Raw genomic sequence first — 16,316 nt, 5'->3', positions numbered from 1 at the left:
AGCCTCTTCAGAACTTTCGGTTTTGCCGTTTCCGGGTCCATTTCCGGGGCAGGCTTAAAGTATGGAGACCATCAGCCCGAAGCTCTTGAACTGGGCGTCGATCCTGGATGACAAGACCCGCGAACAGGCGGTGATGACGGCGGCCCTGCCATTCATCTACCCCCACCTGGCACTGATGCCGGACGCACATCTGGGCAAGGGCGCCACCGTGGGTTCGGTGATCCCCACGCTCCGCGCCATCATCCCGGCGGCCGTTGGCGTGGACATCGGATGCGGCATGATCGCGGTGCGGACCCAGTACTCGGTAAAAGACCTGCCGAGGGACCGGAAGAGCCTCCGCGAGGACATCGAGCGGGTCATCCCGTTGTCCGCCGGGAACAACAACCGGAAGATCCTCCCCACCGCCGAGCCGAGGATCGCCGAGCTGAAGCAGCGGGCCGCGAAGGCAGGCTTCAACCCGGGCCAGTACGTGGCCAAATGGGAGCTGCAGTTGGGCTCCCTGGGGTCTGGAAACCACTTCATCGAGATTTCCGCGGACGAATCCGACGGCGTGTGGCTCTTCCTGCATTCGGGCTCGCGGGGCATCGGCAACAGGATCGCCCAGCACCACATCGGCATCGCCCAGCACGTCACCCGGAAGAACCAGATCTACCTGCCGGATCCAGACCTCGCGTACCTGGACGAGGGCACGCCACAGTTCGAGCGGTACATCGCTGAACTGCGGTGGGCCCAGCACTTCGCGCTGCTGAACCGGGAGGAAATGATGGACCGGGTGACTGCCCAGTTCAGCCGCTGGGTGGGCGGATCGGTGCAGGAACGCGAACGGATCAACTGCCACCACAACTTCACCCAGCAGGAGACGCACTACGGCAAGCCCGTGTGGGTGTCCCGAAAGGGAGCCATCAAAGCAGCCCACGGCGATCCGGGACTGATCCCGGGATCCATGGGAACGGCGTCGTATGTCGTGGAAGGCCGGGGGAACACGGCGTCACTGAACTCCTCCCCGCACGGGGCCGGGCGTGAATACTCCCGCAACGCAGCGCGGAAGACCTTCACCCTGGAGGAACTGAAACGCGCCATGCGTGGCATCGAGTTCCGGGCGTCCGAGGCCTTCATCGACGAAATCCCGGCCGCCTACAAGCCGATCGACCAGGTCATGCAGGACGCCGCGGACCTGGTCACGGTGCGGCACAAACTCCGGCAGCTGGTCAACGTCAAAGGCAATTAAACCTGCCCGACGGGGCAACCGCCCGGCAGAATGTGACGCCAGATGAACGTGCGTGACCCCCCGTTTCCGCTCCGTTGAACGGGTTTGGGCCACTCCCTATGGTGAAGCAATGACTAGTTCCAAGCCTGGGATGACCCGCATCGTGGCAGGCGAAAGCGCGGTCCCCACGCGCAAGCGCGCCGTCGAGGCTGCCCTGGCCATCGGGCTGGTCCTGCTGATCGCCCTCGGGGCCATTGTGGCCTCCAACATCTCCCGCAACGCCGAGGCGCAGGCCGCTGAGCCCACCCCCGCCGCAGAGTTGAAACTCGGCTACTTCGGGAACGTCACCCACGCTCCGGCTCTGGTAGGCGTCAAGAAGGGATTCCTGGCGGACGCCCTTGGCAGCACCAGGCTCAGCACCGAGACCTTCAACGCGGGTCCGGCAGCGATCGAGGCCTTGAATGCCGGGGCCATCGATGCCGCGTACATCGGCCCCAACCCCGCCATCAACTCCTTCGCCAAGAGCCAGGGCCAGTCTGTGCGCGTGATCGCCGGAGCCGCGGCAGGCGGTGCGCAGCTGGTGGTCAAGCCCGGCATCAACTCCGCTGCCGACCTTCGGGGCAAGACCCTGGCAACTCCGCAGCTCGGCGGCACCCAGGACGTCGCACTCCGGGCCTGGCTCACCAAGCAGGGCTACAAGACCAGCGTGGACGGCAGCGGCGACGTGGCCATCAACCCCACGGACAACTCCCAGACGCTCAAGCTGTTCCAGGACGGAAAGCTCGACGGCGCGTGGCTGCCTGAGCCGTGGGCATCGCGTCTGGTGCTCCAGGCCGGCGCCAAGGTGCTGGTGGATGAAAAGGACCTGTGGGATGGGGCCGGCACCGGCAAGCCCGGCGAATTCCCCACCACCATCCTGATCGTGAACCAGAAGTTCGCCGCTGACCACCCCGACACCGTCAAGGCCCTGCTGAAGGGCAATGCGGATTCCGTTGCGTGGCTCAACTCGGCACCGGCCGATGAGAAGGCCAGCCTCATCAACTCCTCGCTGCAGGAATCCGCCGGGGCCGCGCTGCCGGCTGATGTCCTGGCCCGGTCGCTGGCGAACATCACCTTCACTCTTGACCCGCTGGCGGGCAGTTACCCCAAGCTGCTGCAGGACGGCATCGACGCCGGCACCACCAAAAAGGCCGACATCAACGGCCTCTTCGACCTCAGCCCCCTGAACCAGGTGACCGGCGGCGCGGACAAGATCTCAGCCGCCGGCCTCGGCCAGGACTGATCCACCACCACTTAAGGACGCCACCATGCCAGTAGTACTGGAACACCTGGGCAAGCGCTTCGGCGATGGCGCCCCGGTACTTGACGACGTCAACGCCAACATCAGGCAAGGCGAGTTCGTTGCCCTCCTCGGTGCCTCCGGCTGCGGCAAATCCACCCTCCTGAACATCATCGCGGGACTTGAAGCGCCGACGTCGGGCGCCCTGGAAGTGCCCAGCGACGGCGCCGCCTTCATGTTCCAGGACGCTGCCCTCTTCCCGTGGCTGACCGCCCGGGAAAACATCGAACTGGCCCTGAAGCTGCGCGGCGTGGGCAAAGCCGAACGCCGTACAAAGGCACAGGAGCTCCTCGAGCTGGTGCACCTGGGCTCCGCCGGGGACAAGCGCCCGCACGAGCTGTCCGGCGGCATGCGGCAGCGCGTGTCCCTTGCACGTTCCCTGGCACAGGACCGGCAACTGCTGCTCATGGATGAGCCGTTCGCCGCCCTCGACGCCATCACCCGCGACCTGCTGCACGACGAACTCGAACGCATCTGGAAGGAAACCGGGCGCACCATCGTCTTCGTCACCCACAACGTCCGCGAGGCCGTCCGCCTGGGCCAGCGCGTCCTGCTGCTGTCCTCCCGCCCAGGCCGCGTGGTCCAGGAATGGGCCGTCACGGAGGAACACCGAACTGACGCCGGCCTGGCCGGACAGCTGACCGGGGTCATCACCGCCCGGCTGCGGGAGGAGATTCGCCGCCATGCCAAGTAAGTTCCTGTCTGGCTCCGCGCCGGATGCCGCGCCCGCCCCTTCGCCGGACGGCTTTCGTCCTTCGGACGAAGCGTCCGGCTCCGACAGCGGCAGCGGCCTTCCCGCCACTCGCAAGCTCGCGGCGGGTCCTTCGGCCGATGCCTTAGATGCCACTCCTACGGACCATGTGCATGCCGCCCTGACCCGGACCTCCACCGGCAACGAGGACCTCCGCGAGCTTGAATCCGGCTTGGACTCGCTGCAGTCCGACGCAGACCGCAAGCACCGCGTCGACTGGAGCCGGATTCTGCTGCCGGTGGCCGCCCTGGTGGTCCTGGTGCTCATCTGGCAGTTCTATGTGTCGCTCGGTGTGAAGCGGCGAGACCTGGTTCCCGGGCCGCTGGACGTGGTGGGCCAGATGGGGGTGCTGTGGAGCGAAGGCAAGCTGCAGGGATCCATGTGGACCTCACTGCAGCGCGGCGTGGTGGGCTTCCTGATTTCGGTGGCGATTGCCACGCCGGTCGGCCTGCTCCTGGCCCAGGTTGCCCCGCTTCGACGCGCATTTGGACCGCTGATCTCCGGCCTCCAGGTGCTGCCGTCCGTCGCATGGGTTCCGGCGGCCATCATCTGGTTCGGCCTCACGGATGCCACCGTGTACTTCGTGGTGTTCATGGGCGCCATCCCCTCCATCATCAACGGGCTGATTTCCGGCGTGGACCAGATCCCGCCCCAGTACCGCCGCGTGGGAACGGTTCTGGGCGCATCCCGGCTGCAGATGGCGCTGCAGGTGATCCTTCCCGCCGCACTGCCCGGCTACCTCAGCGGCCTCAAGCAGGGCTGGGCCTTCTCCTGGCGCTCACTCATGGCGGCGGAAATCATCGCCGTGGGAGGCACCATCGGCTTCGGCCTGGGCTCCCTGCTGGACCAGGGCCGCGACCTGTCCGACATGACCATCGTGATGGCCGCCATCCTGCTGATCCTTGGCGTCGGCATCCTCATCGAGCTGCTGGTCTTCGGGCCCATCGAGAAGCGACTCCTCCGCCGCCGCGGCCTCCTGGCCGGCAGCACCCGCTGACCCGGCCCTTCCCAACCCAGCCCCGCACCCAACAAAGCTGAGAGCCCGACGGCGACCTCCCGCCGTCGGGCTCTGCTGTCTCCTTGATGCGTGGCAGACTGGCGCCATGACCGCCAGTTTCGTGTGCCGCACCGAGTCCGCCCTGCCGGTGGAGCGGCTCTTCGACCTGGCGCGCAACATCGACCTGCACGTGGACTCGCAGAAGGACTCGGGGGAGCGGGCAGTTGCCGGCATCACCAGCGGGCTCATCGGGGAGGGCCAGGAGGTCACGTGGCGGGCGAAGCACTTCGGCATTCCGCTCACCATGACCAGCCGGATCACCTCCTTCGAATACGCCCGCAGCTTCACCGACGAACAGGTGAAGGGCCCCTTCAAGGCCTTCCGGCACGTCCACGAATTCCAGCCGACCGCCGCCGGAAGCATCATGACGGACCGCGTAGAGTTCACCGCCCCGCTGGGAGTCCTGGGCCGCGCCGTCGAGCGCCTCATCCTGGCCCGGTACCTGAGGCGGCTCATCAGCGACAGGGGCCGGTTCCTCGCCACGGGTGCCTGAAAACCCTTTGTGACGCAGCGTTACCTCACGTGAACTGGTGTTGCTCGGCCTTTGTTGGCGAATGTGACGCCGCCCTACCGTTGATTCATGGCAATTCAGGACATTTACCCCACCGCGCTGCGGCTGCTCGGCCGCCCGGTGCTGGTGGTGGGCGGCGGCCCCGTTGCTGCCCGCCGCGCCAAGGGACTGCTGGACGCCGGTGCCGTGGTCACCGTCGTGGCCCCGGTTGCCTCGCCCGCGCTGCAGGAGATGGCCGACGCCGGCCTCCTCACCTGGGAAGCGCGCCCCTACCTTTCAAGCGACGTCGACGGCGTCTGGTTCGTCCAGACAGCTACCGGTGAACCTGAGGTGGACGCCCAGGTATCGGCCGACGCCGAGGCGCAGCGGGTCTGGTGCGTCAACGCCTCCAACCATGAAGCTTCCGCCGCCTGGACCCCCGCCGTCGCCGTGGTGGACGACGTCAAGATCGCCGTCAACGCCGGGGGAGACCCGCGCCGCGCCATGGCCGTCCGCGATGCCGTGGCAACCGCCCTGGAAACGGGCGACCTGCCGCTGCGCCGCCGCCGCGCGCACCAAGGCAGCGTGGCCCTGGTGGGCGGCGGCCCCGGGGACACCGGCCTCATCACCGTCCGCGGCCGCCGGCTCCTGGGACAGGCTGACGTCGTAGTGGCCGACCGCCTGGGCCCGCGGGAACTGCTGAATGAACTTGCCCCCGACGTCCGCGTCATCGAAGTGGGCAAGACCCCCGGCCACCACCCCGTGCCGCAGGCAGAGATCAACCGCATCCTGGTGGAAGAAGCCTTGAAGGGCCACCGCGTGGTCCGGCTCAAGGGCGGCGACCCGTACGTGCTGGGCCGCGGTGGCGAGGAGGCCGAATACTGCCGGCAGCACGGCGTGGAGGTGGAAGTGGTTTCCGGCGTCACGTCCGCCATCTCCGTTCCCGCAGCGGCCGGGATTCCGGTCACCCACCGCGGCCTGGCCAAGGGCTTCAGCGTGGTCACCGGCCACGAGGAACTCTCCGAGATCCCGGCCCGGGCAGACCACACCATCGTCCTGCTCATGGGCGTCGGCCAGCTGCGCGAATCCGCGTCCGCGCTGGGCGAAGCCGGACTGCCGCTGGACACACCTGTTGGTATCGTGGAAAACGGCTATTTGCCGGACCAGCGTGTCACCATTGGCACGCTCGGTTCCATCGCCGACCAGGCCCAGGCGGCCGGCGTCGCAAATCCTGCCGTGATTGTCATCGGTGACGTGGTGCGCGTGAGCCCCTTCGCCCCGGCGCACTTCAAAACCGCTGACTACAGCACCACCACCCCGAACAGCCCCCGCAAGACCGCCCTCACCACCTGAAACCCATCGATTGCTCCGTACTTGTCGTTATGAGCGTTCAAAACGACAAGTACTCAGCAATCGATGCAGAAGAAAAGGAACACAGCCGTGTCATCCAGCACCACCGTAGGATCTGCTGAGCGTCCGCTGCGCGTCGCCGTCGTGGGCTCCGGCCCGGCCGGTGTCTACGCCGCCGACATCCTCACCAAGAGCGAAGCCGTCAAGAGCGGCGAGCTGACCGTCAGCATCGACCTCTTTGACCGCTACCCGGCACCCTACGGCCTGATCCGCTACGGCGTGGCCCCGGACCACCCCCGCATCAAGGGCATCGTCAACGCCCTGCACAAGGTGCTGGACCGCGGCGACATCCGCTTCTTCGGCAACGTGGACTACGGCACCGACCTCACCATCGAGGACCTCCGCAAGCACTACGACGCCGTCATCTTCGCCACCGGCGCCATCAAGGACGCGGACCTGAACATCCCCGGCGTCGAGCTGGAGGGCTCCTTCGGCGGCGCCGACTTCGTCTCCTGGTACGACGGCCACCCGGACGTCCCGCGCGAATGGCCCCTGGAGGCCAAGGAGATCGCGGTCATCGGCAACGGCAACGTGGCCCTGGACGTGGCCCGCGTCCTGTCCAAGCACGCCGACGACCTGCTGGTCACCGAAATCCCGGACAACGTCTACGCCGGCCTGAAGGCGTCCCCGGTGACCGACGTGCACGTCTTCGGCCGCCGCGGCCCCGCCCAGGTCAAGTTCACCCCGCTGGAGCTGCGCGAGCTGTCCCACTCCAAGGACGTGGACATCATCCTGTACCCGGAGGACTTCGAGTTCGACGAGGAATCGGACCGCCAGATCCAGACCAACAACCAGACCAAGACCATGGTGGGCACGCTCACCAATTGGATCGCCGAGCAGCCCGAGGACCTTTCTGAGCTGAAGGCTTCCCGCCGCCTGCACCTGCACTTCCTGCACAGCCCGGTGGAGATCTACGACGACGCCGAGACCCCCGGCAAAGTGGCCGGCATCAAGTTCGAGCGCACCGAGCTGGACGGCACCGGCAACGCCCGCGGCACCGGTGAGTACGTGGACTACCCCGTGCAGGCCGTCTACCGGGCCATCGGCTACTTCGGCTCCGCCCTGCCGGACGTCGAGTTCGACCACAAGAAGGGCGTGGTAACGAACGACGGCGGCCGCGTCCTGGCTGCCGACGGCACCCACGTGCCGGGCCTGTACGCCACCGGCTGGATCAAGCGCGGACCGGTCGGGCTCATCGGCCACACCAAGGGCGACGCCCTGGAAACCGTCACGTACCTGCTGGAAGACCGCGAAAACCTTCCCGTCGCCTCGGCACCCGCAGAGGACGCCGTCGTCGAACTCCTCGATGCCCGCGGCGTGAAGTTCACCAGCTGGGAAGGCTGGCTGGCCCTCGATGCGCACGAACTCGCCCTCGGCGCAGCGGCCACGGAGGCCGGCGGCTCGCACGGCGTTGACGTCAAGCGTGAGCGCATCAAGGTGGTGCCGCGCGGGGACATGGTGGACATCTCCCGCGACGGCGTCGCTGCCCAGGTCTAGAACCTAAATGCAGGAACCGCGGGGCCAATGGGCCCGCGGTTCCGGCATTTAAGCTGTGTTAACCGGGCTGCGCTACTTCCCCGCGCCGCCGATCGCCATCAACTCCAGGCGCCGGAGGGTTTCGCGGTTCCGGGCAGAAATCAGCCGATCGCGCAGGAACTTGGGCATCAGCTTGCCCGGCCCGCGGATGGCGTCCTCGGCGATGGTCACCCGGCACTGGTTCCCGCGGTCCTCCAGCGTAATCTCCACCTTGGCCTCGCCCATGGGCCAGCCGCGTGCAACGAGTTCCAGGGAGCGGCCGGGCTCCACGGCGGCCACCTTGGTGCTGTCGTCGATGACCAACGGCCAGGTCCCCACGGAGTGGTGCAGCTGGGCGCCGGCCTGCGGCCATTCGGCGTCCACGTCCCTGATCCGGGAGGCTCCCACCACCCAGCCCGAATAGAGCCAGCCGTCAGAGATGACCCGCCAGACGTCGGCGGAGGATGCGTTGAACAGCAGCGAGACGGTGGACATGGTGTTCCTTCCGGTTCCGGTGGTGCTTTGCTGAAGTGTTACGGGAGCGTTCTTTGGGCGCGCAGGTTGCTTGGCGCGTACGACGGCGGGAGGTGCGGGCCGTCGTGCGGCCCGGTAGGACGGCTTCCGCAGGCGCCGGGTCCATCCGTAGGCTTCGGCCCCGGGCGGCTGGTTCTCCAGGGGATCGAACCGCAGGGGGATGTCGGCAGGAGCGGCCCCGGCGTGCAGCCGCAACTCACCGCACTCCCGCCAGGATCCGCCCGGCGCGGCCCAGTGTAGTCCCAGCACCCATTCCCCGGACGACAGCGATCCCGGCGGGAGGCTGCGGGTGCGCAGGCCCAGCAGGACGGGACCGCGCCGGCCGCGGTACGGCATGAGCGTGGTCATGGTGGCTCCGGTGACGTCCAGCCGCGGCATCAGCAGGAACCGCCCGGGCAGGCCCCACCCGGTGGAGGCAAACAGCACGTCGGCAGGGCCTGCAGCGCGGTCACCGCCTGCAGCGGGCAGGCCCTGGGGCGAAACCCGGAGGGCCAGGCCCAGGATGTCCGGCAGCGCCTGCGGCAGGCCCACGGACCGCGAGAAACGGGCCACCACTTGGTCGGTGCCGGGGGAGTCCAGCCAGTCGATGCCGCTGGGGCCGGCCGGGTTGCCGGTCCTGGTGAGCTCTCCGGTCAAGCCGAGGCCCTCCGGGTGGATGGGCCGGTCAGGCCGCGCAAGTTTGAGGAGCCGGAAGAGGGCAGCGAAGGACTGCCCGGCACTTCCGGTGACGGCGGAAACTACGCGCAGCTGTTGGGTCATGCTTCCTTCCTACCCACAAACCCCGGGACTACATGCGGCCGAACCGGGCACGGATCAGGGCGAAAATCCCGTAGGCGATGAATCCGGCGCCGATCGCCACCAGCAGGGTGGGCCCGAAGGGATGGCCCTGCAGGGCTTTGAGGCTGCCGTCCAGCCCCGTTGATTCCTCGGGCCGGTGCTTGGCCGCGGCAATGATGAACAGCAGCCCGGTGAGGTCCAGTGCCAGGCCCTTGGCCACGTGGCCCGTGACGCCCAGGCTGTCGATAAGCCTGCCGCGCCGCGTGCCCTCAAAATGGGACAGTTCTTCCTTGAAGCCGCGCCGCAACCCCTTAACGATGAAGTAGATGCCGATGCCCAGGATGGTCAGGCCCAGGGCCACCAGGAGCCACGGCCCCACCGGGTGGTCCATCAGGGCGGCGCTGAAGTCGCGCGTGTTGTCACCCGAGTCGCTGCGATGGTCCAGCGCGAAGCCGACGAAGGTCAGGCCCACGCTGCCGTAGGCGACGGCCAGGAACCCTGAGGAAACCAGCTTGGCCAGCCGTTCTTTGCGCGGGAGGCTTCGAGCCCGCAAGGTCGCTTCGCTGGCCTGCCAGAGGGCAAGGCCGAGGCAGGCCACCACGCACCCCCACATGACGAACGGGCCCCACGTGTTGTCCGCCAGTTGGGCGATGGCCCCGGTGGGCTCGGCTTCGCCCGGATGCCCGAGAGCGATGGCAATGGCGATGGCACCCAGGATGACGTGGAGCAGGGCCATGACGGCAAACCCGGCGCGGGCCAGCACATCCAGGACCTTGTGGTTGGAGGCCTCCTCGACAGCGTCCGCGGCCTGCCTGAGCGTGGATTCGCCGTTGGACATCCGTCAGCCGTTCATGGGCCCTTCGGCCCGCAGCTTTTCTGCGCCCGGTCCCTGAACGTGCACGGTACAGCGGACCACCAGTTGGCCGGGGGCGTTGTCCAGCTCCACCAGGGATTCGTCTGCGCTGAGGACAGTGAACACTTCGGAACCTGCCACAACGTCCACGCCTTTGGCCTTTGCCGTTTGCTTGGCATTGCGGAGCGCCTCGCGCTCAAGTCCGTCCACGTAGCCGCTGTCACTTTCACGGGCGGGGTTCCCGAAGGCCCAGCCGAACAATGTCCCTGTGTTTCCCATGGCGACGATATTACGCGGTACGCCCTGTCCGGAGCGGGCTTTCGTAATATTAGTAAGTGTGCTTACCATGGCCCCACCATACTTCGATGGGGCACGGCAAGCGAAGTCTGCCGCCCAGCGGCAACCTGAACCAGTTCACAACGTTAGGAATGCACATCATGGCAGGAAATCTCATTGCCCGTTCAGTTCACGACCTGACGGCAGCAGCATGGTTTGGTGGATCCCTGATGGGTGCCATCGGGCTCAACGGGGCAGCGGCACAGGCCAAGGACCCCGCAGAGCGCACCCGGCTTTCCAGCGCTGGCTGGATGAAGTGGGCTCCGTTCCAGACCGCGGCTTTCGCCTCCCACCTGGTGGCGGACCTCGCCATCGCGTGGGAAAACAAGGGCCGCATCGCCAAGCAGGAGGGCGTGGCCCGCGATACCGCCATCAAGACCGCCGTTACGGTCGCCGGTGCTGCGGTGACCCTGTACTCGGGCGTGCTGGGCAAGAAGGTGGAGAAGCTTGCCGGTGAAGGTGCCCAGGGGGCAACGGAGCCGCACGGTGCAGCCTCGGACGAGCTCAAGTCAGCCCAGCAGCAGCTCAAGCTCCTGCAGTGGGCCATCCCGGGCTTCGCGGCCCTGGTGATCATCCTCGGCGCCAAGCACGGCGAGATGCAGCGCCCCAAGAACGTCTTCTCGGGCCTGCGCGGCGACTAGGCCGGATAAGAAGCACAAAGCGTACGACGACGGTCCGGCACCTAAGTGCCGGGCCGCTGTTTGTATGCCGAACTATTCCGCCAGCCACTCCGCGCAGGAGTTCAGGTTCCGGTTCACGGTGGCCACGGCGGCGTCCCCATCCCGCCGTTCGATGGCCTCGAGCAGGGTTTCGTGGCCGTCCCGGGGCAGCCCGTTGAAGCCTGGCCGGCGCTGCTGCGTCAGCAGGTCCTGGTGGAACACCGTCCCAAAGCTCGCGTAGAGCTCGTGCAGCAGGGGGTTGCCGGACGCCCGGGCAATGCCTTCGTGGAAGTGCCAGTCGGCGTCCGCCCAGGCTTCGAAGTCCCCGTTCTTCCAGGCCTGGTCCCGGGCGGCGAGGAGCGCACGCAGGGCCGTGACGTCGTAGTCCGTTGCATTGCGGGCTGCCAGCCGCGCCGCCTGGGTGTCCAGGCCAAGCCGGACCTCCAGGATGTGCTGCTCTGTGTGGTCCTGGTACATGCGGCGGGCCGCGCCGGACATCTCGCTGGTGGCGCGCACGTAGGTGCCGTCCCCGCGCCGCACCTCCAGCATGCCGCCGTGGGCCAGGGCCTTGACCGCTTCGCGCAGGGTGCCGCGGGAAACGCCCAGCCTGGCCACGAGCTCAGGTTCGGGAGGGATGCGCTGGTTCAGCGGCCACTCGCCGGAGTGCACCATTTCCCGCAGCTTGGCCGTGACTTCGGCGGCGAGCGGCGGACGGACCGAAGGGCTCAAGGACATGATGCTATTTTCCTTCCGTGCGGTTGGATAGTCCGGCAGCGGTCCCGGCGGGGCTTCCGGCAGCGGGGCCGACGGCGGCCTTACCGGCCATGGCCTTCCCGGTAAGCAGGTGGGACACCACGATCTGTACCAGGGCCAGCCCCAGCAGCAGCACCAGGGGCAGCTGCCAGCCGCCGGTGGCGCTGTGCAGCAGCCCCATGCCGAACGGGCCCACGGTGGCCAGCAGGTATCCCGAGGACTGGGCCAGGGTGGACAGGGCTGTGGTTTCGGCGGTGCTGGTTCCGCTGCGGCTGATCATTACCATCACCAGCGGGAAGATGCCCAGGCCAAAACCGAGCAGGACAGCGGGGATGGCGGCCATCCCCACAGGGAGGACCAGCAGCGCCGCGATCCCCACCACCATGGTGATGCTCACCAGGTAGAAGGCCGGGCGCAGCATGCCCGGCCGGGCGCCGAGGGCGATCAGCACCATGCCTGCCGGGACGGAAACAAGCTGCATCAGCCCGAACATCAGCCCGCTCTCTGACGCGCCCAGGCCCATGGTGGTGAGCATGTACGGGAACCAGCTCAGCAGGGCGTACGCCAGCAGTGCCTGCAGGGTGAAGATCGCGGTGAGGAGCTGGCCCTTGCGGGTCCGCAGCAGCGGCCACGGGGAAACGTGTCCGGCCGCGGTGCGGACGGTGTGCCGGTGGGCGTGCAGGGCCACGGGCAGGAATCCCAGGAAGGCTGCCACGGCGGCGATGCCCACGGCACCCACGGCGGCAGACGGGGATCCCAGGGCCTGCGCCAGCGGAACCACCAGGACGGAGGTCAGGGTGCCGCCGGTGGTCATGGTCACCGTGTAGACGGCGGTCATGAGGGAGGTCCGGGAGGCGAAATGCTCCCGGATGAAGGACGGCATGGCCACATTGCAGATGGCAAGCCCGGACATGCCCACCACGCTGCCGGCCACCAGCATTCCGGTGGCGGGGATGCCGCGCAGCAGCAGCCCGCCGGCCAGCAGCGCCAGCGACAGCAGGATGGCTTTCTCCACTCCCACCTTGCCGCTGAGCCATGATGTCGCCGCCCCGGCCACCGCAAAGCAGAGCGTGGGGATGGACGGGATGATGGCCGCCACCAGCGCCCCATAGCCCAGCACGGCCTGGAGGTCGTGCAGCAGCGCGGAGGCCCCGGTGATGCCGGCGCGCAGGTTCAGCCCGATCAGCACCAGCGCAATGACACCAAACACGACGGCGGAGCGCGGCTTCGCAGGAACTGTCCCGGCTGCCGTTTCAGTGTCCTGGACTTCAGTGTCCGGGACGGCGGGCGGGGAGGCGTGGGCGGTGACGGGGGCAGGGGGAGTGGCGGGCATACCTCCACCGTAAAGGTTGGACGTTTGATGTTTCTGTCTTTGTGGCCAACCTCTCCCCGCAAGCGGCGCCTGCAATAGACTGCCATCGGACTGTCGGAGGGCCTGGCGTAGACCAGGCGGCGCTGGAAGGACGGCTGTGGAGGCTTCCCGGGGACTTGAGATCGAGAAGAAGTACGACGTCGACGCTGCCGCCGAAGTGCCGGCACTGGAGCAGGCCCCTGGGGTGGCCCGGACGGGCAAACCGCACACGGACCTGCTGGAGGCGGTGTACTTCGACACTCCCAAGCACGGCCTGGCCGCCCGCCGCATCACACTTCGCCGCCGCACCGGAGGCAAGGACGCCGGGTGGCACCTGAAGCTCCCGCCGCAGGCAGCCGCAGCCGGGGAAGGCCCGCAGCACCGGACCGAGCTGCACGCACCGCTCGGCCGGCCCGACGTCGTCCCGGACAGCCTGCTCACCCACCTCCATGCCTACCTCCGGGGGACTGTCCCGGCCCCGGTGGTCCGGCTGGAAACCCGGCGCACCACCTACCCCCTCTACGGGGAGGACGGCGTTCACCTGGCCGACCTCGCCGACGACCACGTCACCGCCGTGCGGCTGGAGGACGGGCCGGACGCGCCCCGGCAGGAGTGGCGTGAATGGGAGCTGGAACTGGTCCACGGTGACCCTGACCTCTTCGGCCCCGTGGAGGAACTGCTCACCGCCGCCGGTGCCCGGCCCGCCGGGCACGCCTCCAAACTGGCCCGCGCCCTGGGCAGTGGCAGCAAGGCGGGGAAGCGGGCCGCTGCCGCCGGCGGTGAAGCTCCTGCCGGCGGTGAGGCTCCCAGCGGTGCTGATGGGGCCGAAAGCAGCCCCGCCCTCCTGGCCGGAAAGCGCGCCCCGGCTGCCGCCGTCGTCACCGTCTACGTGGCCGCGCAGATCGACCAGATCCTCGCAAGCGACGCCGACGTCCGGAACGAGGAGCCCGACGCCGTGCATGCCATGCGTTCGGCGACCCGCCGCATCCGCTCCGTCCTGGCTGCCTACGGCCGGCTCTACCGGGCATCGCCGGTGCGCAAGCTGCGCAGCGAACTGAAATGGCTGGGCCAGCTGCTGGGCCAGCCGCGCGACGCCGAGGTCCTGGGGAAACAGCTCCGCGAACAACTGGGCGCACTGCCGCCGGGGGAGGGCGTCGCCGGCGCCACGGCAAGCGTGGAACAGCGTACCGGCAGCGATTATGACGCGGCCTATCGGCTCCTGCGGGAAGCCTTGGGATCCGCCCGCTACTTCCGGCTCCTCGATAAGCTGGAGGATTTCCGGGACAACCCGCCCGTCCGTGCCGAAGCAGTGGCTCCCGGACGGCGGGCTGCGGCGAAGGCGGTGGACAAAGCAGCCAAACGCCTGCGCCGTTCATACAAGGCGGTCAAGGGGGCCCGGCGCGGCAGGGAGGAGGAGCTTGCCCTCCACCGCGTCCGCAAAGACGCAAAGCGGCTGCGCCACGTGGCCGAATCGGCGGCCCTGGTGCACGGCAAGCGCGCCGGCAAGGTGGTCAAGGCCGCGCACCGGCAGCAAAAAATCCTGGGCCGCTTCCAGGACGCCGTCGTGGCCCGCGACCTGCTCGCCGCCATCGCCGCGGACTACAGCGATCCGGCCACGGCAGCCATCTACGCGGACCTGCTCAACCAGCAGGAAGAACGGATGCTGGCGGCAAAGGCCGGGTCCCGGAAGGCGTGGAAGAAGTCGCGCGACCTATTGGGTCACGGCGTGATCTGAGGTTGTGTACGGGGCTACTTGCCCTGCCGCGCCGACAACCGCGCCACCGCCAGCGCAAGCCACAGCTGCACCCGGTCCGCGGTGACCGCGGGGTCGTAGCCTGTGAGCTCGGTGATCTGGGCCAGCCGGTACCGGACCGTGTTGCGGTGCAGCGTGAGCTCCTCCGCCACCGCCGCCACCGAGCCGTTGTTGTTCAGGTAGCTCTCCAGCGTGGCCATGAGTTCCGAGCCGTGCGCGGCGTCGAAGGACCGCAGGGGGTTCAGCGACTCGTGCGCCATGTCCGCCAGCGGCACGTCCTCGCTGGCCAGCAGCAGGGAGGTCAGGCTCAACCGCTCCGGTTCGTTCACCGGCAGGCCGTGGCTGGCGGCATCGCGGGCCTCGAAGTAGCTCCAGCGCAGCCCGTTCGGTTTGGTGTACGCCCCGCCGATGCCGATCGTGGCGTGGATTCCGGCCTCGGCGAGGTGGTCACTCAGCTTGCGTGCCAGCGCAGGTGCGCTGCCGCCGTCGTCATTGACCACCAGCACCAGGTCCTTGCCCACGACGGCGGCAACGGACTTCTCCAGTTCCTGCGGCACCGAGGTGCTCCCCAGGGCCTTGCCGTGGGCGGCGGACACGGCCAGCAGCACCACGTTCTTGCGGGTGCTGTTCACGCCGACGCCGGCCAGCCGGCGCTGCGCCTCGCTGGTCTCCAGCGCCCCGTGGATCACGTCCTCCAGCACCTGCCCGCAGAGGGCGCGCTGGGCCTGCCGCTGCTTGACCATGTTGTTCAGCTCCACGCTGATCAGGTTCTGTGCGTAGCCGATGATGCCGGTGTCCTCGAAGGGCTGGCGCACCCACAGGGTGCAGGCGTCGCGTCGGCCCGTGGGCACGGGGTAACTGGACCAGGTGTCCGCGGACGGGTGGGTGCTGCTGCTGTTATAAAGCTGCGCCGTGAACTGGGTGAGCGCGATATCCGTGCGCAGCATGCCGCCAAGGTTCTTCAGCAGCTCCGCGAGGCCGCCGCCGGTCAGCAGCGCCCGCGCCAGCACCTGGTGCCCGGCGATCAGCCGTTCCAGCTTGGCGTAGTGGTCCGCGGACTGGGCGTCGGCCACCAGCTTGGTGATGGCGATGAACGGGGTCTCGTATGGCACCTCCACCACGGGCAGGCCCCACCGGTTGGCCTCCGCCAGGAGGGCCGGCGGCACCGCCTCGTGGGACAGTCCCACACCAAAGCCGATGCCCACGGCGCCGGCGCGCTGCACCTGGCGGACAAAGCGGCGCTGCTCGGGCGCTGAGCGCAGCCGCAGGCCCGTGGTGAGGACCAGTTCGCCGCCGTTGAGGAACCGCTGGGGATCCTCCAGCTCGGTCACCGCAACCCAGTTGATGTCCTGGTTCCAGGTAGTCTCCGCCACGCCCGCCTTGGACAGCTTCAAGGACGTCACGCCCACCAGGGCAGCAAGGGAAATGGCCATGAAGCAAGGATAAACGTGAGCTGGGCAACCGCACTAAACCCCTTCTGCAAGGGTGTGCAGGTGGCTATTCACCCCGCTTGGGCGCTGGCATAGGCTCA

Annotated in this window: 15 protein-coding genes; 9 read left to right on the top strand and 6 right to left on the bottom strand. The window is 68.1% G+C overall.

Annotation, left to right across the window (positions count from 1 at the left end; all coding sequences use genetic code 11):
• The first annotated feature begins 61 nt into the window (after positions 1-61).
• From ACIGJD_RS14910 to ACIGJD_RS14880, 7 genes are all read left to right on the top strand, one after another.
• Positions 62-1,228, top strand: a complete 1,167-nt coding sequence (locus ACIGJD_RS14910; RefSeq protein ID WP_483686831.1) for an RtcB family protein — start codon at positions 62-64, stop codon at positions 1,226-1,228.
• A gap of 130 nt (positions 1,229-1,358) precedes the next feature.
• On the top strand, positions 1,359-2,489 hold the full coding sequence (locus ACIGJD_RS14905; RefSeq protein WP_483689511.1) for an ABC transporter substrate-binding protein: 1,131 nt from the start codon (positions 1,359-1,361) through the stop codon (positions 2,487-2,489).
• 25 nt (positions 2,490-2,514) lie between these two features.
• Positions 2,515-3,240 (top strand): ABC transporter ATP-binding protein, encoded by a 726-nt coding sequence (locus ACIGJD_RS14900; protein ID WP_214944836.1) that lies wholly within the window; start codon positions 2,515-2,517, stop codon positions 3,238-3,240.
• Complete coding sequence (locus tag ACIGJD_RS14895; protein ID WP_483686830.1) at positions 3,230-4,294, top strand: ABC transporter permease; 1,065 nt, start codon at positions 3,230-3,232, stop codon at positions 4,292-4,294. The genes ACIGJD_RS14900 and ACIGJD_RS14895 overlap by 11 nt, the downstream gene beginning before the upstream one ends.
• Positions 4,295-4,400: 106 nt before the next feature.
• A complete protein-coding gene (locus ACIGJD_RS14890) occupies positions 4,401-4,847 on the top strand; it encodes an SRPBCC family protein (protein WP_483686829.1) in 447 nt (148 codons plus the stop codon).
• Between the two features lie 87 nt (positions 4,848-4,934).
• On the top strand, positions 4,935-6,197 hold the full coding sequence (gene cobA / locus ACIGJD_RS14885; RefSeq protein ID WP_483686828.1) for a uroporphyrinogen-III C-methyltransferase: 1,263 nt from the start codon (positions 4,935-4,937) through the stop codon (positions 6,195-6,197).
• 87 nt (positions 6,198-6,284) lie between these two features.
• Complete coding sequence (locus tag ACIGJD_RS14880; RefSeq protein WP_483686827.1) at positions 6,285-7,751, top strand: FAD-dependent oxidoreductase; 1,467 nt, start codon at positions 6,285-6,287, stop codon at positions 7,749-7,751.
• Between the two features lie 72 nt (positions 7,752-7,823).
• Here ACIGJD_RS14880 and ACIGJD_RS14875 read toward each other — a convergent pair whose 3' ends face one another.
• From ACIGJD_RS14875 to ACIGJD_RS14865, 3 genes are read right to left on the bottom strand one after another with little or no spacing between them, the layout of a single operon-like run.
• Positions 7,824-9,062: an SRPBCC family protein gene (locus tag ACIGJD_RS14875; protein WP_483686826.1), complete on the bottom strand. Its 1,239-nt coding sequence runs from the start codon at positions 9,060-9,062 to the stop codon at positions 7,824-7,826.
• A 28-nt stretch (positions 9,063-9,090) separates the two neighbouring features.
• On the bottom strand, positions 9,091-9,918 hold the full coding sequence (locus ACIGJD_RS14870) for a DUF1206 domain-containing protein (RefSeq protein WP_483686825.1): 828 nt from the start codon (positions 9,916-9,918) through the stop codon (positions 9,091-9,093).
• Positions 9,919-9,921: 3 nt separating this feature from the next.
• A complete protein-coding gene (locus ACIGJD_RS14865; RefSeq protein ID WP_142132982.1) occupies positions 9,922-10,212 on the bottom strand; it encodes a hypothetical protein in 291 nt (96 codons plus the stop codon).
• Positions 10,213-10,370: 158 nt separating this feature from the next.
• On the opposite strand from ACIGJD_RS14865, the gene ACIGJD_RS14860 reads away from it, so the two are divergent.
• Positions 10,371-10,910 carry a hypothetical protein gene (locus ACIGJD_RS14860; RefSeq protein WP_483686824.1) on the top strand — a complete coding sequence of 180 codons (540 nt, stop codon included), beginning with the start codon at positions 10,371-10,373 and terminating at the stop codon, positions 10,908-10,910.
• Between the two features lie 72 nt (positions 10,911-10,982).
• Here the strand turns inward: ACIGJD_RS14860 and ACIGJD_RS14855 are convergent, their stop codons facing one another.
• Both ACIGJD_RS14855 and ACIGJD_RS14850 read right to left on the bottom strand, forming a co-directional pair.
• A complete protein-coding gene (locus tag ACIGJD_RS14855; RefSeq protein WP_483686823.1) occupies positions 10,983-11,663 on the bottom strand; it encodes a FadR/GntR family transcriptional regulator in 681 nt (226 codons plus the stop codon).
• Positions 11,664-11,667: 4 nt separating this feature from the next.
• On the bottom strand, positions 11,668-13,014 hold the full coding sequence (locus tag ACIGJD_RS14850; RefSeq protein ID WP_483686822.1) for an MFS transporter: 1,347 nt from the start codon (positions 13,012-13,014) through the stop codon (positions 11,668-11,670).
• Between the two features lie 136 nt (positions 13,015-13,150).
• Here ACIGJD_RS14850 and ACIGJD_RS14845 point away from each other — a divergent pair, with 136 nt between their 5' ends.
• Positions 13,151-14,767: a CYTH and CHAD domain-containing protein gene (locus ACIGJD_RS14845; RefSeq protein WP_483686821.1), complete on the top strand. Its 1,617-nt coding sequence runs from the start codon at positions 13,151-13,153 to the stop codon at positions 14,765-14,767.
• Between the two features lie 14 nt (positions 14,768-14,781).
• Here ACIGJD_RS14845 and ACIGJD_RS14840 read toward each other — a convergent pair whose 3' ends face one another.
• Entirely contained in the window at positions 14,782-16,218 is a 1,437-nt protein-coding gene (locus tag ACIGJD_RS14840) for a PucR family transcriptional regulator (RefSeq protein ID WP_483686820.1), read from the bottom strand.
• Between the last annotated feature and the right edge of the window lie 98 nt (positions 16,219-16,316).

It is taken from the genome of Arthrobacter sp. E1SS-5 (assembly GCF_057073715.1).
Note: the sequence above shows the minus strand (reverse complement) of the source record. Positions and strands in the feature narration are given on the sequence as shown.